General features: G+C 63.0%; 14 protein-coding genes and 2 rRNA genes (1 of these 16 running past the window's edge). 8 read left to right on the top strand and 8 right to left on the bottom strand.

Annotated elements, in window-relative coordinates:
* Nucleotides 1–98: 98 nt before the first annotated feature.
* From ACM62G_RS16455 to ACM62G_RS16435, 5 genes are all read left to right on the top strand, one after another.
* Complete coding sequence (locus ACM62G_RS16455; protein ID WP_273826335.1) at nucleotides 99–1,517, top strand: short-chain fatty acid transporter; 1,419 nt, start codon at nucleotides 99–101, stop codon at nucleotides 1,515–1,517.
* A gap of 202 nt (nucleotides 1,518–1,719) precedes the next feature.
* Nucleotides 1,720–3,420, top strand: coding sequence for an acid phosphatase (gene acpA / locus ACM62G_RS16450; RefSeq protein WP_054059579.1), 1,701 nt, complete (start codon nucleotides 1,720–1,722; stop codon nucleotides 3,418–3,420).
* 216 nt (nucleotides 3,421–3,636) lie between these two features.
* A complete protein-coding gene (locus tag ACM62G_RS16445; protein ID WP_419735174.1) occupies nucleotides 3,637–5,334 on the top strand; it encodes a molecular chaperone HscC in 1,698 nt (565 codons plus the stop codon).
* Between the two features lie 12 nt (nucleotides 5,335–5,346).
* Nucleotides 5,347–6,975, top strand: coding sequence for a J domain-containing protein (locus tag ACM62G_RS16440; protein WP_419735173.1), 1,629 nt, complete (start codon nucleotides 5,347–5,349; stop codon nucleotides 6,973–6,975).
* Between the two features lie 116 nt (nucleotides 6,976–7,091).
* A complete protein-coding gene (locus tag ACM62G_RS16435) occupies nucleotides 7,092–8,267 on the top strand; it encodes a hypothetical protein (protein ID WP_273826339.1) in 1,176 nt (391 codons plus the stop codon).
* A gap of 77 nt (nucleotides 8,268–8,344) precedes the next feature.
* Here the strand turns inward: ACM62G_RS16435 and can are convergent, their stop codons facing one another.
* From can to ACM62G_RS16420, 3 genes are all read right to left on the bottom strand, one after another.
* The gene (gene can, locus ACM62G_RS16430; RefSeq protein WP_054059583.1) at nucleotides 8,345–8,989 is read right to left on the bottom strand and encodes a carbonate dehydratase; all 645 of its coding nucleotides are present in this window, start codon (nucleotides 8,987–8,989) and stop codon (nucleotides 8,345–8,347) included.
* Nucleotides 8,990–9,083: 94 nt separating this feature from the next.
* On the bottom strand, nucleotides 9,084–9,536 hold the full coding sequence (gene rimI / locus ACM62G_RS16425; protein WP_054059584.1) for a ribosomal protein S18-alanine N-acetyltransferase: 453 nt from the start codon (nucleotides 9,534–9,536) through the stop codon (nucleotides 9,084–9,086).
* A complete protein-coding gene (locus ACM62G_RS16420; RefSeq protein WP_054063338.1) occupies nucleotides 9,529–10,320 on the bottom strand; it encodes a hypothetical protein in 792 nt (263 codons plus the stop codon). Before ACM62G_RS16420 ends, rimI begins: the two co-directional genes overlap by 8 nt.
* Nucleotides 10,321–10,488: 168 nt before the next feature.
* Here ACM62G_RS16420 and mksB point away from each other — a divergent pair, with 168 nt between their 5' ends.
* From mksB to mksF, 3 genes are read left to right on the top strand one after another with little or no spacing between them, the layout of a single operon-like run.
* Entirely contained in the window at nucleotides 10,489–11,769 is a 1,281-nt protein-coding gene (gene mksB, locus ACM62G_RS16415; RefSeq protein ID WP_054059586.1) for an Mks condensin complex protein MksB, read from the top strand.
* Nucleotides 11,759–12,472, top strand: coding sequence for an Mks condensin complex protein MksE (gene mksE, locus ACM62G_RS16410; RefSeq protein WP_273826341.1), 714 nt, complete (start codon nucleotides 11,759–11,761; stop codon nucleotides 12,470–12,472). The genes mksB and mksE overlap by 11 nt, the downstream gene beginning before the upstream one ends.
* Entirely contained in the window at nucleotides 12,469–15,309 is a 2,841-nt protein-coding gene (gene mksF / locus ACM62G_RS16405; RefSeq protein WP_054063336.1) for an Mks condensin complex protein MksF, read from the top strand. Before mksE ends, mksF begins: the two co-directional genes overlap by 4 nt.
* 70 nt (nucleotides 15,310–15,379) lie before the next feature.
* Here mksF and ACM62G_RS16400 read toward each other — a convergent pair whose 3' ends face one another.
* The 5 genes from ACM62G_RS16400 to ACM62G_RS16380 all read right to left on the bottom strand — a co-directional run.
* Nucleotides 15,380–17,683, bottom strand: coding sequence for an MlaD family protein (locus ACM62G_RS16400; protein WP_419735172.1), 2,304 nt, complete (start codon nucleotides 17,681–17,683; stop codon nucleotides 15,380–15,382).
* Nucleotides 17,676–18,299 (bottom strand): paraquat-inducible protein A, encoded by a 624-nt coding sequence (locus ACM62G_RS16395; protein WP_054059590.1) that lies wholly within the window; start codon nucleotides 18,297–18,299, stop codon nucleotides 17,676–17,678. Before ACM62G_RS16395 ends, ACM62G_RS16400 begins: the two co-directional genes overlap by 8 nt.
* Nucleotides 18,286–18,945, bottom strand: a complete 660-nt coding sequence (locus tag ACM62G_RS16390) for a paraquat-inducible protein A (protein WP_054063335.1) — start codon at nucleotides 18,943–18,945, stop codon at nucleotides 18,286–18,288. The genes ACM62G_RS16395 and ACM62G_RS16390 overlap by 14 nt, the downstream gene beginning before the upstream one ends.
* Nucleotides 18,946–19,095: 150 nt before the next feature.
* Nucleotides 19,096–19,211, bottom strand: a 5S ribosomal RNA gene (gene rrf / locus ACM62G_RS16385).
* A gap of 149 nt (nucleotides 19,212–19,360) precedes the next feature.
* Nucleotides 19,361–21,696: ribosomal RNA gene (locus tag ACM62G_RS16380) — 23S ribosomal RNA — on the bottom strand; it runs 555 nt beyond the window's last position.

Here is a 21,696-nt window from a genome sequence, read left to right as displayed (position 1 = left end):
TTGCAGCGAGCGGTGAATACCGCATTCTTGAGCGGTTCCGGTCGCCTCCATCGGGGCGGCTGTCCTCCCTACAATCATAAGAAAACCGAGGTACTTCCGTGGCTGCCGACATTGATGAAAGCCGCTATGCCCGCTTTGCCCTGCGCTGCTCGAACTGGGCCGAGCGCTGGTTTCCCGACTCCTGGGTGTTCGCCGCACTGGCGGTGATCGTCGTCGCCCTGGGTACCCTGGCCATGGGCGCCAAACCGACCGATGCCGCCATGGCGTTCGGCGATGGCTTCTGGAGCCTGATTCCCTTCACCATGCAGATGGCCTTCGTGGTCATTGGCGGTTATGTGGTCGCCAGCTCACCGCCCGCAGTGAAGCTGATCGACCGCCTGGCACGCATTCCCGGCAACGGCCGCTCGGCCGTGGCCTGGGTGGCGCTGATTTCGATGGTCGCGTCACTGCTCAACTGGGGCCTGTCGCTGGTGTTCGGAGGCCTGCTGGTGCGGGCCCTGGCCCGACGTACCGACCTGCACATGGACTACCGCGCCGCCGGGGCCGCCGCCTACCTCGGTCTTGGCGCGGTGTGGGCACTGGGCCTGTCGTCGTCCGCCGCACAGTTGCAGGCCAATCCGGCCAGCCTGCCGCCGTCGATCCTGTCGATCACCGGGGTCATTCCCTTCACCCAGACCATTTTCCTCTGGCAATCCGGGGCACTGCTGCTGGCGCTGATCGTGGTCTCGCTGGTGGTGGCCTACGCCACCGCGCCCGGACCCAACACGGCTCGCGATGCCAGGGCCTGCGGCGTCGACCCGAGCTTCAACCTGCCACCGCTGAGCCCGCGCACCCGGCCTGGCGAATGGCTGGAACACAGCCCGCTGCTGACCCTGCTGTTGGCCCTGCTGGCCGCCGGTTGGCTGTTCCACGAGTTCTCGAGCAAGCCGGCGATCAGCGCCATCTCCGGGCTGAACACCTACAACTTCCTGTTCCTGATGGTGGGCGCCCTGCTGCACTGGCGCCCGCGCAGTTTCCTCGACGCGGTATCGCGGGCCGTACCGACCACCACCGGGGTGCTGATCCAGTTCCCGCTGTACGGCTCGATCGCGGCGCTGATGACCACGGTCAAGGGCAGCGATGCCCAGACCCTGGCGCATCACATCTCGACCTTCTTCACCCGGATCGCCTCCCATGACACCTATGCGCTGCTGATGGGCGTGTACTCGGCGGTGCTGGGCTTCTTCATTCCGTCCGGTGGCGGCAAGTGGATCATCGAGGCGCCGTACGTGATGCAGGTCGCCAACGAACTCAAGTACCACCTGGGCTGGGCGGTACAGATCTACAACGCGGCCGAGGCCCTGCCGAACCTGATCAACCCGTTCTACATGCTGCCGCTGCTCGGCGTGCTGGGCCTGAAGGCGCGCGACCTGATCGGTTTCTCCTTCGTGCAGTTGCTGGTGCATGCGCCGCTGGTGCTGGTGCTGCTGTGGGCGCTGGGGACGACCCTGGCCTATAGCGGGCCGGTGATGCCGTAGCGGGGCATTCAGCCTGGCTGGCCAAGACACGCGCCAGCCAGGCCAGCGTTCGTCGGCCTAACGCCAGCACTTTCCTCCCCGTCCCCAACAGGCATACTGCATGGCCCGACGCAGAGCGGTCGTCGCCGTTCTGTCATATTGCGTTGCTAGCGTGCGATGCGAAATATTTTGTTACGTCTAACCCAGCCAGCAGGAACCCAGGATGAGTGACGAGAAAGCCCCCGAGCAGTCGCCGGCCGCCGATGCCGACACCCCGACCAATACCAGCCGCCGCCGTTTTCTCGGTGGTGTCGCCGTGCTGGGGGCTGGCGCGACCCTGAGTGCCTGTGGCTCGCCAGGCGAGCCGGGCAAGCAGCCCGAGGTCAAGGAGCTGTCCGGTGCCGCGCTGGACAAGGCGTTGCAGGAACAGGTCAAGACCGTGGTGGTGATCTACGCCGAGAACCGCAGCTTCAACAACCTGTTCGGCGACTTCCCGGGCGTGGAGAAACCGCTGTCTTCGCTCAAGCCGGCCGACTACCAGCAATACGACCGCGATGGCAGCCTGCTGCAGACCCTGCCTCCGACCTGGGGCGGCGTGCTCCAGGTCGGCCCGCAAAGCCTCGACGGCGTGACTTACCCGGTGGACACCCAGTTCCAGGAAAACCTGCCCAACGCCCCCTACGCCCTCAAGGGCCCGAACGGCGAAGACCTGCCCCTGGGCCTGGTCACCCGCGACCTGTGGCACGTGTTCTACCAGAACCAGATGCAGATCAACGGCGGCAAGAACGACCGTTTCGTCGCCTGGGCCGACTCTGGCGGCCTGACCATGGGCTACTACGCCCAGACCCGCTACTCCCTGCGTCTGTGGGACGTGGCGAAGGAGTTCGTGCTCTGCGACAACTTCTTCCAGGGCGCCTTCGGCGGCTCATTCCTCAACCACCAGTACCTGATCAGCGCCAAGGTGCCGTTCTACCCGGATGCCGCCAACTCGGTGGCCAAGTCGCAGATCGCCAAGGTGCAAAGCGATGATCCGACCGACCCGCGCCTGATGCCGCTGGAGAAATCCCCGGCCAGCGCCATGAGCGGCCCGCCGCAGTTCGGCCCGAGCGCGCTGACCCCCGACGGCTACGCGGTGAACACCATGGCGCCGCCGTACTGGCCGACCTGGATCCGCGACCCCGAGCGTCCGGACTACGCCAAGCCGGACCTGCCGACCGTGCTGGTGCCGCAGACCCACGAGCACATCGGCGACAAGCTGTCGAAGAAGAACATCGACTGGGCCTGGTATGCCGGTGCCTGGCAGGTGACCCTGGAGCAGTTCAAGGACTCGGGCGGCATTCCGAAGATCCCGAACTTCCAGTATCACCACCAGCCGTTCAACTACTTCACCCGCCAGGGCCCGGAAAATCCTGCAGAACGAGCCAAGCGCCTGCGTGATGGCGGGCTGGGCGACGAGACCGCCACCAACAGGTTCCTCGCCGACGCCGCAGCCGGCAAACTGCCGGCTGTGACCTTCTACAAGCCCCAGGGCAACCTCAACATGCACGCCGGCTACGCCGACGTGGCCGCCGGCGACCGGCATATCGTGCGGGCCCTGAAGGTACTGCGCGAAAGCCCGCAGTGGCAGAACATGGTGGTGGTGGTCACGGTCGACGAGAACGGCGGCTGGTGGGACCACGTGGCACCGCCCAAGGGCGACCGCTGGGGCCCGGGCACGCGGATTCCGGCGTTGGTGGTCTCGCCCTTCGCGCGCAAGGGCACGGTGGACCACACGGTGTACGACACCGCGTCGATCCTGCGCCTGATCACTCGCGTGTTCCAGCTGGAGAAACTCGACGGCATCAGGGAGCGCGATGAAGCGATGACCGCCCGCGGGCAGAAGCCGATGGGCGACCTGACCAACGCCCTGCGCTTTACCGCCTGATTCGGGGCCCCGTTCGCGCATAAACCGGAGCGCCGGACCGCCGGCGCCCCGGTTCATCCGCGAACAGGACCCTCAAAGCCCACCAGGACTTCCCCCTCCCCAAACCAATAATAGCCAAGTGCTACCACCCTCTTTACCCCCTCCATCCTCAGGTAATATCCTGAGCGGATTATTTCTGTTTCAGTTTTTTGCAGATCGCAAAGGGAGTTCAGCGCAATGATCGTAGGGATCGACCTGGGAACCACCAACAGTCTTGTCGCCGTCTGGCGCGGTGAGGCCAGCGAGTTGGTGCCCAATGCACTCGGCCAGTTCCTCACGCCGAGCGTGGTCGGACTCGACGACGAAGGCCGGATCCTCGTTGGCCAAGCCGCCAAGGAGCGTCTGCACACCCACCCGCGCAGCACCACCGCGCTGTTCAAGCGCCACATGGGCAGTGCCCAGGAAGTGCGCCTGGGCGATCGCCTGTTCCGCCCCGAAGAGCTTTCCGCACTGGTGCTCAAGAGCCTCAAGGAAGACGTCGAACGCGCCTACGGCGAAACCGTGCACGAAGCGGTGATCAGCGTCCCGGCCTACTTCAGCGATGCCCAGCGCAAGGCCACGCGAATCGCCGGTGAACTGGCCGGGCTCAAGGTCGACAAACTGATCAACGAGCCCACTGCGGCGGCCCTCGCCTACGGGCTGCACCAGCGCGACAAGGAAACCTCGTTCCTGGTCTTCGACCTCGGCGGCGGCACCTTCGACGTGTCGATCCTCGAACTGTTCGATGGCGTGATGGAAGTTCGCGCCAGCGCCGGCGACAACTTCCTCGGCGGCGAGGATTTCGATGCCGCGCTGCTCGAATGCTTTGTCGACAGCCAGCGCAACGCACCGGACTTCCCGGACCAGGCCAGCGTGATCCAGCCCCTGCGCCGTGAGGCCGAGCGGGTACGCAAGGCCCTCGGCCAGGAACCGAGCGCCGAATTCACCCTGCGGGTCGATGGCCGCCAGTGGAACCAGACCTTCACCCAGCAGCAGTTGGCCGATCTCTACGCGCCGCTGCTGGAACGCCTGCGCGGCCCGATCGAACGCGCCCTGCGCGATGCGCGGATTCGCGTCAGCGATCTCGACGAGATCCTCCTGGTCGGCGGCACCACCCGCATGCCGCTGGTGCGCAAGCTGGCGGCCGGGCTGTTCGGCCGCTTCCCGTCCATCAGCCTCAACCCCGATGAGGTGGTGGCCCACGGTGCGGCCGTCCAGGCCGCGCTCAAGGCCCGCTCGGCGGCCCTCGAGGAAGTGGTGCTGACCGATGTCTGCTCCTACACCCTGGGTATCGAGACCTCCCAGCAGTACGGCCAGCAGATCGAAAGCGGGCACTACCTGCCGATCATCGAGCGCAACAGCATTGTCCCGGTCAGCCGGGTCAAGAACGTGTACACCCTGCACGACAACCAGGAAGTGGTGAAACTGAAGATCTACCAGGGCGAAAGCCGCCTGGTGCGCGACAACGTCTTCCTCGGCGAACTGGAAATGCCGGTGCCCAAGCGCAAGGCCGGCGAGGTCGAGCTGGATGTGCGCTTCACCTACGACAACAACGGCCTGCTCGAAGCCCAGGTCACCGTGCCGCTGACCGGTGAACAGCACTCGCTGGTGATCGAGAACAACCCTGGCGTGCTCACTCCAGAGGAAATCCGGCAACGCCTGCAGGCCTTGAGCCAGCTCAAGATCCACCCACGCGACCAGCAGGTCAATACCGTGCTGACCGCCCGCCTGGAGCGTCTCTACCAGGAAAGCCTGGGCGAGCTGCGCGAGCGCATCGGCTACCTGGCCGGCCAGTTCCAGCAGGTGCTGGACAGCCAGGACGAACGGCGGATTCGCGAGGCACGCAGTGAACTGACCGAACAGTTGAGCAGGCTCGACAACGGCATCTGGCACTAAGGGAGTTGCGACATGGACTGTTGGTCGATCCTGCAACTGACCGAAGACGCCGATGAGCGCAGTATCAAGCGCAGCTATGCGCGACTGCTGAAGGTCACCCGCCCGGACGAGGATGCCGAGGCCTTCCAGCGCCTGCGCGAAGCCTATGAAGAGGCTCTGGACATTGCCCGCTGGCGCGATGACGACGAGGTCGTGGTCGAAAGACGTCCTCCCGAGCCCGCAGTGGTCGTCGAGGCGCCCGAACAGCCGGACGGGTCAAGGCTGCCGCCACTGCAGCCGCCGAACGGGCCATCCGCAGCGCAGCAGGCCGAGGACCGGGCCCAGGCGCTGATGTCCGGCCTGAGCCCCGAACATCTGCCCGAACGCTGGGAACAGGCTGTCCAGCAGGACTGCGCCAGCGCCTTCGAGCAGGCGTTGCTGCGCCTGTGCTTCGAGCAGCCGGGCCTGCGCGGCGCCATTCTCGGTTGGGCCGTGCAGCAACGGGAATGGCTGACGCCCTGGCAGACCGTACGGATGGCGCCGGAGCAGGAGCAGACCTTGTCCGCCGACCTGCTGCAAGGGTACCGGCAGGAACTCCAGGCACAGCTGGAGGCCGGCCAGGAACGCGAGTTCATCAACCAGTTGCAGCACTACAGCGGGCAGCCCTGGCTGAGAATCTTCGACCGTCGCCTGCAATGGCAACACCTGCTGCTGCAGATGCTTCACGAAAACCAGTGGAGCCTGCCGTTGTTCGAGCGGGTCTGCCAGTTGTTCGGCTGGGACGAGCGCACCGGGGTGACGCCGGAGCCCGAGTGGCTGTGGCAGGCGCTGCTGGGCCGCTGCCATGAAGAAGGCTTCTATCAGAACCTGCTGGCCCGCGCCCAGGTGCAACCTTCACCGTCGTCGGAACACATGGCAGCGCACCTGCTGCTCGGTTCGGGCAGTCGCTGGCAGAAATTCCGCAAGATCCGCAAGTTCTCCGGTGCCGACTGGCAGGCCTGCCAGCAACTGAGCGAACAACTGACCCACCGCCACCCGCGATTGATCGAGCGCCTGCCCGAACCGGATGTATTCTTCTGGCACAAGTACCTGCCCCGCAACGTGCCGGACCATGGCTGGATTCTGTTCGGGCTGCTGCTGACGCTGGCCTACCTGCTGGCACTGGTTCCGGGCATGGCCGGGCATCTGGGCAAGGGCCAAACCATGGAGGGTGCCGTGTTCGGCTCGCTGATCATCGCCGGCGCACTGGCGCTGCTGGGGCGGACCGTGGCCAGTTGGTGGGTGGTGCTGGCCTGGAACCTCTCCCCCCTCGACGTCTGGCTGACTGAACACCTGCTGCCCAAGCGTCTTTCTGCCAACGGTCGTGTCCTGCTGATCCGCCACGGTGTGCTGCAACTGATCATCACCGGCGTGTTCTGGGCGGCCCTGGGGCTGCTGGGAATGGTCTCGGTGCTGGGCATTGGCCTGGTCGGCCTGACCGACAGCCAGCGCAAGCCCATCGAGCCTGCGGGCTCGTTCTGGCGCAGCCCCTGGCAGACAGTCTGCTACTGGACCCAGTGGAGCACGCGGCAGTGGTGTTTCGCCGCACTGATGCTGGTCGTCAGCAGCCTTTGCGTGCACTTCTTTCCCGGTTTTCCGTTGACCAGCTCCAAGTCGCACTAGTCCCTGGCCACCGCAAATTATCAGAAAAGATTTCTGAAAAACCGCTCCACGCTGTTCCGGCTGTACCTTTATGTACTTCCCCCACACGGGGGCCCTACGCTGAAAAGGATATGAGCATGTCGAAACTCGCAGGACTGACGTTCACCCTCGCCGCCATGACCCTGGGCATGGCCACTGCCCACGCCGACGCCGACCTGAAACTGGGCAGCACCGAACGGGTCACCCAACTGTTCGCCTACCCCAACAACTGCAACGTGATCTGCTACCGCAACTGGACACTGGAACAGACCGCCGAGCACTACCTGAACCAGAGCGTGCAACGCGACGGCTACAGCAGTGCCAAGGTGACGGTGAAAACCGACAACGGCCAGCTCTACGCCCACTTCAGCGGTGTTCCGGATGGCTACGAAAAGCCGCTGGCGGCCCTGCTGGACGCTGGCGACCTGGCCTACAAGGGGGCGTCGAAACTCAATGCCGACGGCAAGTGGGAATACAGCTGGTACCTGTTCCTGCCGCTGGGCATGGCCCTGGACAACCGCAAGAGCGTCGAACTGCTGCACTTCCCGCCGGATTACTCGCTGACCCAGGCCCAGGACTACCTGGAGTCGAAAACCACCGACCGCTGGGCCGAACTGCTGACTGACAACGGCATTCCCAAGGAGCAGACGCCGGGTTACCAGACCATCATCGACATCGCCCCGATCGCCGCACCCGCCAGCGCCGGCAGCACCCTGGAAGGCGTGTACGGCTACTTCACCGATTACCAGACCACCATGGTCAAGCAAGTCAGCGTGACCGCCAAGGGCACGGCCCTGCCGATGGTGGCGTTCGGGGCGCCGGTGCGTAACTGGATCAAGCAGCAGTATGGCGCCACGGTGGCGGTGCTCGGCCTGGCCGAGATCAGCCCGACGACTGGGGTAAAGGTACCGGTGCTGGGCTCCAACCATCCGAGCTATATCTGGTATGCGGCCGATCCGTCGAACTACAACGGCGACCAGGCCAAGGCCGATGCGGCCGGCCTGAAAGTGATGGGCCAGGACCTGAGCGCGGCCTGCTGGCAGGCGGGCATGGGGCAGAAGCCGGGTAGCGATCCGAAGACCCTGCTCACCAGTTGCACGCAGAACTGGCAGGTGACCAACAAGGAACAGACCTGTGAGCTGTTCTATGTCTCGGTGCGCAACCTGAGCAAGGCCGATGCGCAGAAGAAATGCACCACGACTTCAGTCAAGACCCAGCTCAAGCAACTGCGTGAGCCGGCGCCGAAACCGACCACCGAAGCACCCCATATCTGACCCTGAAAAGCAGACGGGGGGAGCCAGCTTGCCGGCTCCCCCGTCTTTCTCTCCTGCCGGAACCCGGCAGCCTTGACTCAGGGCGCGCCGACCGGCCGCAGGCGATACTGCGGTGGCAGTTGCTCGAAGCCGCTGATGGTAGTGTCCAGGCTCTTCCAGCGACCATCCTTGATCCCGTAGATGCAGCCATGCACCGACAGGCTCTGCCCGCGATGCCAGGCGTTCTGGACGATGCTGGTGTGGGCGACGTTGGCCACCTGCTGGATCACGTTCAACTCGCACAGGCGGTCGACCTGTTCTTCCTCGGTCGGCAGCTTCGCCAGCGCTTCGCGGTTCTCGTAGTAGAGATCGCGAATGGAGCGCAGCCAGCCATCGATCAGGCCGAACTGGCGGTCCTGCATCGACGCACGCACGCCGCCGCAACCGTAGTGGCCGGTGACCAGGATATGCTTGACCTTGAGCACGTCCACCGCGTACTGGATCACCGACAGGCAGTTGAGGTCGGTGTGCAGCACCACGTTGGCCACGTTGCGGTGGACGAACAGATCACCCGGCAACATGCCGACGATCTCGTTGGCCGGTACACGGGCGTCGGAACAGCCGATCCAGAGGAACTCCGGCGTCTGTTGGCGTGCCAGCTTGGCGAAGAACTCCGGGTCCTCTTCCTTGATCGCAGCGGCCCAGCGCTCGTTGTTATCAATCAGGTCTTGTAGTTCGTTCATGCTGTAAAGCCTCGAGATTGATGCACTGTTCTCTGACAACCGACCCGCGCTCGGGGTCACGCCGTCGTTTGCAGCGCTCTCGAATCGGGCCGGATCAGTCGACCAGCGTCGCGGCCATCACCAGCGCATCCTCGCGCCCACCGACCGCCGGGTAGTAGTCACGACGACGGCCGACCTCGTTGAAACCATAGCGCTCGTACAGCCGGTACGCGGTCTGGTTGCTGTCGCGAACCTCCAGGAAACACTCGCGGGCGCCGAGGTCGTAGGCCCGTTTCATCAGCTCTTCGAGCAGCCGCAGGCCAAGGCCACGTCCTTGGTTTTCCGGCTTGACGGTGATGTTCAACAGGTGCGCCTCATCGATGATCACCTGGATCACCCCATGTCCCACCTGCTGGTTGCCCTCGAACATCAGCCACACCTGGTAGGACTTCAGGGCATCGGTGAAGATGCCGCGGGTCCAGGGATGGCTGAACGCCGCGTATTCGATCTTCAGGATTGCATCCAGGTCCGCCTCGGTGGCCAGGCGAAAACTTACCGCATCACTCATCGTTGTGTTTCCAACGCGCCATCAGCCGACGCATGGCTTGCCAGACATCCGCCTTGCGCTGCGGCTCGTCCATCAGTAATTCCAGGCCAGGCAGCGCCCAGGCCGAGCCCAGGCCTTCGACCTGCAGCTCGCGGTTGTAGGATTGGGCATCGACCTCACCGGCGAAACGCACCGCCGGCAGGCCGATCAGCCACAGACAGGCGCACTCGGCCTCTTCCAGCCGTGCCTGGACAAAGCCCTGGACGAACTCGCGGGCCGCGTCCGGGCCCTGGTCCAGGTTGCCGCGGGCCAGCAGCGGCCAACGTACCGGCTCGCCGATGATCTGCGGCGCATCCGGCAGGCCGGCGGCACGCAACATGTCCTTGAGCAGCAGGTAGGACGGATCGCGGCTCTGGAACGGCTGGCCGGTCACCAGCTCGACCAGCAGCAGGCAACGCCCGGCCCGCAGCAATTGCAGGGAGAAACGCGGCGGCGGCACCACGGGCGCCTTGACCGGTGCGGGAGTTTCCTCTGTCTCGACCTTTGGCTTGCTTTCGGCACGGGCACTCGCGGACGGCCGCGGCACTTCGATTTTCGGCCGCTCGGCGGGCCTGGCCGACGGTTCCGCGACCTTGCGCACTTCAGGGGCCGGCGCGGTGATTTCGGCCGGTATCTCGACCAGCGGTTCGGGCTCGACAAACAGTTCCGGGCGCGACGGCGCGGCGAACGGCAGTTCGGTGCGGGGCAGCCAGTGGACCACCTGCATGGCGGTCAGATAGGCGCGGCGGCGGGACTCGATCAACAAGGGGCGGCCATCTGTGGATAAGTTCAGGGCGCTGATTCTACCGCCCTTCGGCCAAGATCGCCCGCAGTTGATCGCAATAACCGCGTACCTCTGATCGCCCGCGGGTCAACAAGCCGTTTCATGCAGTACAATCTCCCCTTTTAATTTGCCAATCAGTCGGCCATTCCCATGATCGAACCCAAGCGCGTCCTGCGCGCCCTCGCCGAACACTGGGCACTCCTGGAGCCTCTGTGCGAACACTTCGACCAAGGCACCATGAGCCTTGGCGAGCTGCGTCAGCAGTTGGCCGCCCAGCAACTGGAAAGCACGCCCCAGGACATCACCAGCCTGCTGGACGTGTGGATCCGCCTCGACATCCTGGTGCCGGTGGCGAAAAGCCCGAACCGCTTCGAGCTGAACGCGCAGATCCATGATTTCCTGGCCTACCTGCGCCGCGAGCATCGCCTGGGCCTGTGCCTGGAGATCGAAGCCTACCTGCGTCACCTCGAACGCCTGGCCGGCTACATCCAGGATGCCTTCGAGATCCGCGATGGCAACGACCTGGCGCGCCAGTTGCGCCTGCTCGACATGCGCGTGCGCGACGTGCTGAAAAAACTCGCCAACGACGAACAGGCCCTGGTCGCCGTGGCCGAACGGGCCAAGACCAGCGACCGGCAGATCCCGCTGCGCCAGCGCTATGCCGAGGTCCTGGCGACCTGGGACGAATACGTCGAGCCGATGATCCAGCTGGTGAACGCCGACGGTGCCTTCGAACAGGGCGTGCGCAAGGTCGAGAACGTCCTGCTGCGCATGCTCGGCGAGCAGCAGCGCCTGGGTCACCTGGTCGATGACGACATGCTGCTGCGCACCCACGCGCGCATCCTGGAAATGCAGACCAGCGCCCAGCTGACCCTGCGTCATGCCCGCGAACTGCTGCTGCCACTGCGTGAAGAAGCCCGCCGGCACAACGCCGTGACCCGTGGCGCGGCGCTGGCACTGTCGGTGATCCGCCGCAAGGGCCTCGACGCCGTGCCGCAGGCGGCGATGCCGATGTTCACCCGACCGCAGAGCACCTTCCTCGGCAGTTCCGGCCAGGTCGAAGCCTATGTCTATGCGCTGGCCCGCTTCGAGGCCAAGCCGTCGCGCTTCCCCAAGGCGCACAAGGCAACCCGCGGCGGCGATTCGCCACGAGCCCCGCGCACGGTCAAGGAAATGCTCGAACGCTGCACCGACGCCCTGCCGATGCCGGACCTGATGAGCTGGCTGCTGGAACAGGAGCCGGACGGCGCCACCGACGAATTGCTCTACTGGTTCTCGCGCCTGTCGCGGGAGAAACGTTTCCAGCGCGAGCGTCTCGAACGCCGCGACTACTACACACAGGAGCACCTGGTCAGCCTGCGCTCCTTCGCCCTGCTCTCGCGTGTCGAAGACAGCGCCGAGAATTCCGCGAGCACACCTCATGCATCTTGATCTTTCCGAACTGTCCCAGCTGGCGCCGATCTTTCGCGAGCTGTTCAAGGGTTATCACATCAGCCGCCGCGATCCGGAGCTGTACGCCCAACTGTCGAACTGCCAGGACCAGTACCGCACGCTGTTCAAGGCGCTCGGCTTCGAACTGGTCTGCGATACCCGCGGCTTCTACTACTTCGTCCCGGACAATGCCACGGCGCAGGTGAACAAGACCGCCCAGCGCCTGGCGCTGTTCACCTTCATCCTGGTCGAGCACCTGGCCGACCAGGGCCGCGACCCGATCGCCGTGCTCGACGGCGGCAGCCTCGGCCGCGATGAACTGCCGTCGCTGCTGGAGAAGTACCGCGACCTGTTCGTCCAGGCTGAAGTCACCAGCCAGGACGAGCTGGAAGAGAAGATCATGCGCCGCATGACGCAACTCGGCTTTGCCCTGGAGGAACCTGGCCTGTTCCGCTTCCTGCCGCCGATGCACCGCTTCCTCGATGTCTGCCTGTCGGTCCAGCAGGACCGCGACATGGCGGCCAGCCTGCACAGCGTGCTGCCGTTGCCGACGCCGGTGATCGTCGACGAGGACAGCGACGAAAAACTCCTGGAGACCGACGACCCGCTGGACCTCAGCGAATTCGACGAAGGCCAGGAAGAAAGTGAAGAAGACGCGCTGGCCCGGGCCATCGCCGACGAGCAGCAGGAGATGGATGCATGAGCCAGGAACGCTACGGCATTCGCCGCTTCGCCCTGTTGAACACCGCCGGCTACAGCCTCGGGCTGTTCCCGCTGGAAAACCCGCTGTCGGTGTACGGGGCGAACAACCTCGGCAAGTCGGCGTCGATCAACGCCCTGCAGTTCCCGATCCTGGCGCGCATGTCGGACATGAGTTTCGGCAAGTACAGCCTGGAGCAGTCGCGCCGCTTCTACTTCGCCAGCGACACCAGCTACATCCTCGTGGAAGTTTCGCTGCCCCACGGCCCGCATGTGATCGGCGTGGTCGGGCGCGGCCCGGGCGGCGGTTTCGGCCACCAGTTCTTCGCCTATGCCGGACAACTGGACCTGGCGCACTACCAGAAGGACGACACCTGCCTGCGCCAGAAGGAGCTGTTCAACAACCTTGAGCGCAACGGCCTGAAGGCCTATGAGCTCAAGCCCGATGAGCTGCGGCGGCTGCTGGTCGGCGGGCACACCTCGATCCCGCTGGACCTGACCCTGATCCCGCTGCGCTCCACCAGCGAGCAGAGCCTGAAGACCTTCCGCGCGCTGTTCATCAACCTGCTGCACATGCGCGAGATCACCGCGGCCAAGCTCAAGCAACTGTTCCTCGATGCCTTCGAGCACAGCCTGCGTTCCGGCAGCGTCGACTATATCGCCGCCTGCGAGGAAGCGTTCCGCGATGTGCGGCGCATGGAGCAGGACTACAACTCGCTGGTCGCCGCCGGTCCGCTGGTGGAGGCGCTGGCCGCCGGGGTACGCCAGCGCGACGTGCTGCGCGGCAAGCTGCACCGCATCTCGCCGCTGCTGGACTCGCTGCTGGGCACCTGGTCGGACTACGCCACAGCGCGCAAGGAAGAACTGGTGATCCAGTCCGAGCACTACCGCCGGGAACAGGACGCCCTGCAGAACGACCAGCGCGGCAGTACCCAGGAACTGATGCGCCTGGAGCGGGAGATCAGCGGTATCCAGCGCTGGCTCGGCGAGTTGTCGGTGCTCAAGCATCGCTTCGCCCTGGTCGACGACGTCAAGGTACTGGAACAGCAACTGCTGGCCGCCAAGGATGCCCACGACGAACTCGCCGGCGCCCTGGCCCAGTCCCGGCAGTTCAGTGCCGAGGATCTGGAAGAGCGCCTGCGCGATCTGGAAAAACGCCTCAAGTCGGTCAAGCAGCAACTCGATCACGCCGACAACAACAGCTATGCCCGCCTGCGCGAAGAGTTCTCGCAGCAGGACGTCGAGCGCCTGATGCGCCTGTTCAACAGTTCGCTGTTCAGCCTGCCGCTGGGTGAACATGGCATCGCCCTGGATGACGAGGGCGAGTGGGTCAAGTCGCTGGAACTGATCCTCGACGGCTTCAAGGGTGAACGCTTCGTCGCTCCCGGCCTTGCCATCGACCTGTCGCACATCGAACCGCCGGCCTTGCAGGCCCTGGCCGACCGCGCGGCCCTGCGTGACCAGAAGGAGCGCCTGGAAAAGGAACTCAAGCAGCTCAAGACCCAGCAGGCCGTGGCCGCCGACCGGGCAGCGAGCAAGTCGCAGACCGAAGCGCTGTACCAGCAGGTGCTGGATGCGCAGAAGGCGCTGGAAGACTTCCGCCGGGCCGAGACATTGTCCGCCGAAGAGCCCGAGAAGCTGGAACAACTGGCGCAGATGGAAGCCGCCCAGGACGAACTCAAGCGTTCCAGCGATGCCTTCACCGAACGCGTCCAGCAACTGTCGGCCAAGCTGCAACTGGTCGGCCGGCAGATCGGCGACATGGAAGCCAAGCAACGCACCCTCGACGATGCCCTGCGTCGTCGGCAGTTGCTGCCGGCGGACCTGCCGTTCGGTACGCCGTTCATGGAGCCGGTCGATGACTCCATGGACAACCTGCTGCCGTTGCTCAACGACTACCAGGACAGCTGGCAGGGCCTGCAGCGGGTCGATGGGCAGATCGAGGCGCTGTATGCCCAGGTCCGCCTCAAGGGCGTGGCCAAGTTCGACAGCGAAGACGACGTCGAGCGCCGCCTGCAACTGCTGATCAACGCCTATGACCATCGCACCGACGAAGCCCTGACCCTGGGCAAGGCCCGTCGCGCCGCGGTCACCGACATCGCCCGGACCCTGCGCAACATCCGCAGCGACTACGACAGCCTCGAGCACCAACTGGCGCTGTTCAACCGCGAGATCAACAAGCGCCAGGTGTCCAACCTGCAGAGTTTCCGCATCGTTCTGGCGCCGAACAAGGAAGCGCTCAAGCACATCGACCAGATCATCCACAGCGCCGGCCAGTACGAGGAAGGCGAGACGCTGTCGGTGTTCGACCTGACCCAGAGCGCCGAGCAGGACAACAAGAACGAAGAGGCCAAGGAATACCTGGCGCGGCTGGTGGCGGCCAACCACAACCAGCTGGGCCTGAAGGACCTGTTCGAACTGGCGTTCGAAATCACCAAGGTCCATGGCCAGCCGGTGATCCACACCGACATCGATGGCGCGGCGTCCAACGGCACCACCATGACCATCAAGGCGCTGACCAATATGTACCTGTTGCTGCACCTGATGGACCGTGACCTGGCCGGTCGCGTGCGCCTGCCGTACTACCTCGACGAGGCGGCGGACATCGACGAGCGCAACCAGGCGGCGCTGCTGGAGACCAGCCTGCAACTGGGCTTCGTGCCGATCCTGGCGAGCGTGAAGCCGCAGGTCTCGGCCCATGTGGCCATCGACCTGGAAGGCGGCAGCGGCCCGAACGGGATCTATATCGACGAAGCGGACTGGAAGTACATTCGTCGCCTGGACCAGGTTCGGGCCACGCTCAACAGCGAGGCTGCGGAGCCGGAGCTGGACGAGGCCTGATTCCACGGGCTGTAAACAAGAACGCCGCGATCATTGGATCGCGGCGTTCTTGTTTGTCCCGGATTCGTGGCTACTTGCCCAGCGGGATCTTCGGCGCCCAGGTCAGCCATTCATCCTCTGACTTGTCGAACAACGCGAAGGTCTGCTGCGGCCGTGCCGCCGCGCCCATCCGTTCGCCATCCGGCGTGGCGAAGGCGATACCGCCCTGGATCAGGGTCTCCAGCGACTCGGTACGCACCGTCGCGCCCTTGAACAGGCTGACATCGAAACCGAACCCGCTGCTGTTCCAGAAGCGGCTGCCAGTGCGCACCAGCGGCGCATAACGCGGCTCGATCAGGATATGGATCAGTACCCGGTCGCCAGTCGCGCCCAGTTCGTAGCCGGTGACCTTGCCCACCGCCACCTCGCGATAGGTCACCGGAACACCCTCCTTCAGCGAACCACGGCGCGGGGCACTCAGGGTCAGGCTCAGGCCGGCCTCGGCCACCTGTACATCCGGCGGCTGCTTGAGTGCGACGAAGCTCGTCTGTGCACCCTGCTTCTTCGTCGCCGGCTGCACCTCGATGTACTGGCCGGTGACCAGGGTTTCCAGGTTGGCGGTCTTGATCAGGCCCAGCTCCGGCTTGACCACCCAGAACTGGCTGCCGACCCGGGCGATCTTCTCCGGCACCTCGGTAATGCGTGCCGACAGCAGTACCGACTGCAGGTCATCGCTGAGGTCGGCGCTTTCGATCTTGCCGACATCCAGTCCCTTGAAACGGATCGGCGTACCAGGGCGCAAGCCGTCGGCACGGTCGACCCGGATGGTGATCAGGGTACCCTGCTGCTCGGCCGCCTCGTGGTTGGGGAACAGACGGAAACGTGGAATACGCCGTTTCAGCGGAGCCTTCTCGCGCAGGGTCTCGAAGGCGATACCGCCGGCGATCAGGGTCTGCAACGACTCGCTCTTGACCTGGATGCCGCCGGTGAGGCCGCCGGTCAGGGTGATGCCGCTGACGTTCCAGAAGCGGGTCGAGGCGTTGACCAGGCCCTCGTACTCTTTCTCGATATGGACGCCGATCACCACCTGCTTGCGGTCGCGGGAGAACTGGTAGCTCTGCACCGAACCGACCTTGACCTGCTTGTAGAGAATCGGGCTGCCGACTTCCAGCGAACCGAGGTTGTCGGTGAACAGCACCAGGTGCAGGCCGGGTGAACGCAGGTCGAGCGGTGGCGCCTTGGCCCGTGCCTCGAACTCGCGCTGGGGACGGCCGCCCTTGTCGCCAGGCCGCACAGCGATGTAGTTACCCTTGACCAGCGCTTCCAGGCCGGTGATCCCGGCCAGGGAAATCGACGGCTTGACCACCCAGAACTGCGTGCCCTCCACCAGGTAATCCTCGGCGAGGGGGTCGAGGGTCAGTTCGGCATTGGCGCTGGTCAGGTCGGGATCGATCTTCAGGGTCTTCAGGCTGCCGACCTGGATACCCTTGTACATCACCGGCGTACGGCCGGCCTGCAAGCCTTCGAAATCGCTGAGCTTCACCTTCACCCGGATCCCCGCCTGGGCCGCATCGAAGTCCTCGTAGAGGCGGAACGGCAGGCTCGGGTCGGTGGGCGGGCTGTCCTTGCGGTTTTCCGGCGTGGCGAAGGCGATGCCACCGGCGACGATGCTGGCCAGGGACTCGCTGCGCAACTTCACCCCCGACAGGTTGGCGTCGATACTGATGCCGCTGGCGTTCCAGAAACGCGTGTGCTTGCGCACCAGGCTGGCATAGGCCGGCTCGATGAAAACCTTCAGCTCAACCATGTTCTGGTCCGGCGACAGTGCATAGCTCTTGATCTGGCCGACCTGGATCTGCTTGTAGAACACCGGGCTGCCGCGATTGAGCGAACCCAGTCGGTCAGCCTTGATGGTGATATGCAGGCCGGGCTTGAGGTCCGAGAGCGGCGGCTCCTCGGACAGTGCCTTGAACTTGCGCGCCGGTTCGCCATCGCCCGGGCTGACGGCAATGTAGTTGCCCGAGACCAGGGTTTCCAGGCCGGTGATACCAGCCAGGGAGACATTCGGCTTGACCAGCCAGAAGCGGGTGTTGGTGCGCAGGGACGACTCGACGTCCTTGTTCATCTCGATGGTGACGTTCACCCCCTTGGTAGAGCCTTCGGTGTCCAGGGTCAAGGCCTTGACCTTGCCGATCGGCATGCCCTTGTAGACGACTTCGGTCTTGTTGGCCTGGATGCCCTGGCCGCTCTCGAAACGTACCTGGATCTCGATACCGGTCTGGTTGTAGGCCCGCCAGCCGAGCCAGCCGCCGATGATCAGGGCGATCAGTGGCAGAACCCAGATGGCCGACCAGTTCGATGCCGGGCGGGTTTTGGCTTTTGGCAGATCACTCATTGTCGTCGTCCGACTCCGTGTTGTCCCAAATCAGTCGGGGGTCAAAGGTTATTGCAGCAAGCATCGTCAATATCACCACACTGGCGAAGGCCACCGCGCCGAGGTTGGCCTCGACGCTGGCGATTCTGCCGAAGTTGACGATCGCCACCAGGATGGCGATCACGAAAATATCCAACATTGACCAGCGGCCAATGAATTCGATGAAACGGTACATGATGATTCGCTGCCGGGCCGACAGCGGCTGGTGACGCTGTACCGAGAACAGTAGCAGGCCGATGCCCACCAGTTTGAACGTGGGTACCAGAATACTGGCGACAAAAACCACGGCGGCAATCGGAAACATGCCATGTTGCACCAGGGTGATGACGCCGGACATGATGGTGTCCGGGTCGCCCTTGCCCAGGGAGCTGACGGTCATGATCGGCAGCATGTTGGCCGGGATATAGAGAATCGCCGAGGTCAGCAGCAGGGCCCAGGTGCGCATCAGGCTGTTGGGACGGCGCGGATGCACCTGGGCACCGCAGCGGGTGCAAAGCTGCCCGTCGGTATCCGGCTCGTGCCGGTTCAGCTCATGGCATTCCGTGCAGATCAGGATACCTGCATCAATCGCCCGCATGTTCATCCTCTCCCGACAACGCCTGCCAGATCTGATGGGGAGACATCACCACCTCCAACAGGATCTGCAGCAACAACAGACCGACAAAACAGGCCAGGCCAAGACCCAGGCTCAACTCCGCGAGGTCCGCCAACTTGACGATGGCGACCAGCACGCCCATCAGGTAGACCTCGAGCATGCCCCAATCACGCAGGTGATGGTAAATGCGATAGAGCAGCAGGCCATAGCTGCGGCCGATATCCCAGCGGATGCTCAGCAGCACCGCCAGCTGGCACAACAGCTTGAGCAGGGGGATGCCCATGCTGCACAGGAACACCACGACGGCGATGCCGGTCATGCCGGTGTGGTGCAGGCCCAGGACGCCGCTCCACACCGTGTCGTCGGAAGTACGCCCCAGAAGATTGAGTTGCATGATGGGCAAAAAGTTCGCCGGGACGTACAGCAGCAGGGCCGCGATCACCAGCGCCAGGCTGCGTTCGACGACATTGTGGCGGTGGGCATAGAGTTCGTAGCCACAGCGTGGACACTGGGCCTTTTCACCCAGGCCGAGCTGGGGCTTGCGCATCAGCAGATCGCACTCGTGGCAAGCCACCAGCTCGTCCAGGGGCAGTTCCGACACCTGAGGGGTGTCAACCGGATCCGGCATAGATAGAGGCTCTGACTCTGTAGGAAATTGAGCCTATTCTAGTGGGCTGGCTCGAAAATAACTGTGCAAATTTGTCGGGGTGCGCCGCGTCGGAGCCCAGAAAAGACAAAACCCCTACCTGCCTGCGCAGATAGGGGTTTTGGAATTTAATCTTGACGATGACCTACTCTCACATGGGGAAACCCCACACTACCATCGGCGATGCATCGTTTCACTTCTGAGTTCGGGATGGGATCAGGTGGTTCCAATGCTCTATGGTCGTCAAGAAATTCGGTAGCCAGCTCGTTGCCTGGGCAACGCTCCAGCGAATCGGGTACGTGACAGTCTTTGGTGCTTTGTGCGTGGCAAACTTTCGGTTCACTTCGTCTTCATACACCGCAATCTGCTCATTCGACGCAAATTGCTTGGGTGTTATATGGTCAAGCCTCACGGGCAATTAGTATGGGTTAGCTCAACGCCTCACAGCGCTTACACACCCCACCTATCAACGTCGTAGTCTTCGACGGCCCTTCAGGGAACTCAAGGTTCCAGTGAGATCTCATCTTGAGGCAAGTTTCCCGCTTAGATGCTTTCAGCGGTTATCTTTTCCGAACATAGCTACCCGGCAATGCCACTGGCGTGACAACCGGAACACCAGAGGTTCGTCCACTCCGGTCCTCTCGTACTAGGAGCAGCCCCTCTCAAATCTCAAACGTCCACGGCAGATAGGGACCGAACTGTCTCACGACGTTCTAAACCCAGCTCGCGTACCACTTTAAATGGCGAACAGCCATACCCTTGGGACCGGCTTCAGCCCCAGGATGTGATGAGCCGACATCGAGGTGCCAAACACCGCCGTCGATATGAACTCTTGGGCGGTATCAGCCTGTTATCCCCGGAGTACCTTTTATCCGTTGAGCGATGGCCCTTCCATACAGAACCACCGGATCACTAAGACCTACTTTCGTACCTGCTCGACGTGTCTGTCTCGCAGTCAAGCGCGCTTTTGCCTTTATACTCTGCGACCGATTTCCGACCGGTCTGAGCGCACCTTCGTACTCCTCCGTTACTCTTTAGGAGGAGACCGCCCCAGTCAAACTACCCACCATACACTGTCCTCGATCCGGATAACGGACCTGAGTTAGAACCTCAAAGTTGCCAGGGTGGTATTTCAAGAATGGCTCCACGCAAACTGGCGTTCACGCTTCAAAGCCTCCCACCTATCCTACACAAGCAAATTCAAAGTCCAGTGCAAAGCTATAGTAAAGGTTCACGGGGTCTTTCCGTCTAGCCGCGGATACACTGCATCTTCACAGCGATTTCAATTTCACTGAGTCTCGGGTGGAGACAGCGCCGCCATCGTTACGCCATTCGTGCAGGTCGGAACTTACCCGACAAGGAATTTCGCTACCTTAGGACCGTTATAGTTACGGCCGCCGTTTACCGGGGCTTCGATCAAGAGCTTCGCTTTCGCTAACCCCATCAATTAACCTTCCGGCACCGGGCAGGCGTCACACCCTATACGTCCACTTTCGTGTTTGCAGAGTGCTGTGTTTTTAATAAACAGTCGCAGCGGCCTGGTATCTTCGACCGGCATGGGCTTACGGAGCAAGTCCTTCACCCTCACCGGCGCACCTTCTCCCGAAGTTACGGTGCCATTTTGCCTAGTTCCTTCACCCGAGTTCTCTCAAGCGCCTTGGTATTCTCTACCTAACCACCTGTGTCGGTTTGGGGTACGGTTCCTGGTTATCTGAAGCTTAGAAGCTTTTCTTGGAAGCATGGCATCAACCACTTCGCGTCCTAAAGGACACTCGTCATCAGCTCTCGGCCTTAAGATCCCGGATTTACCTAAGATCTCAGCCTACCACCTTAAACTTGGACAACCAACGCCAAGCTGGCCTAGCCTTCTCCGTCCCTCCATCGCAATAACCAGAAGTACAGGAATATTAACCTGTTTTCCATCGACTACGCTTTTCAGCCTCGCCTTAGGGACCGACTAACCCTGCGTCGATTAACGTTGCGCAGGAAACCTTGGTCTTTCGGCGTGGGTGTTTTTCACACCCATTGTCGTTACTCATGTCAGCATTCGCACTTCTGATACCTCCAGCAAGCTTCTCAACTCACCTTCACAGGCTTACAGAACGCTCCTCTACCGCGTCACTTGCGTGACACCCGTAGCTTCGGTGCATGGTTTGAGCCCCGTTACATCTTCCGCGCAGGCCGACTCGACTAGTGAGCTATTACGCTTTCTTTAAAGGATGGCTGCTTCTAAGCCAACCTCCTAGCTGTCTAAGCCTTCCCACATCGTTTCCCACTTAACCATGACTTTGGGACCTTAGCTGACGGTCTGGGTTGTTTCCCTTTTCACGACGGACGTTAGCACCCGCCGTGTGTCTCCCACGCTCGGCACTTCCAGGTATTCGGAGTTTGCATCGGTTTGGTAAGTCGGGATGACCCCCTAGCCGAAACAGTGCTCTACCCCCTGGAGTGATACGTGAGGCGCTACCTAAATAGCTTTCGAGGAGAACCAGCTATCTCCGAGCTTGATTAGCCTTTCACTCCGATCCACAGGTCATCCGCTAACTTTTCAACGGTAGTCGGTTCGGTCCTCCAGTCAGTGTTACCTAACCTTCAACCTGCCCATGGATAGATCGCCCGGTTTCGGGTCTATACCCAGCGACTAAACGCCCTATTAAGACTCGCTTTCGCTACGCCTCCCCTATTCGGTTAAGCTCGCCACTGAATATAAGTCGCTGACCCATTATACAAAAG

Source organism: Pseudomonas sp. COR18 (assembly GCF_048568395.1).
GTDB lineage: Bacteria > Pseudomonadota > Gammaproteobacteria > Pseudomonadales > Pseudomonadaceae > Aquipseudomonas > Aquipseudomonas fuscovaginae_B.
The sequence above is the reverse complement of the archived record's forward strand: the minus strand, read 5'-3'. Positions and strand labels throughout refer to the sequence as shown.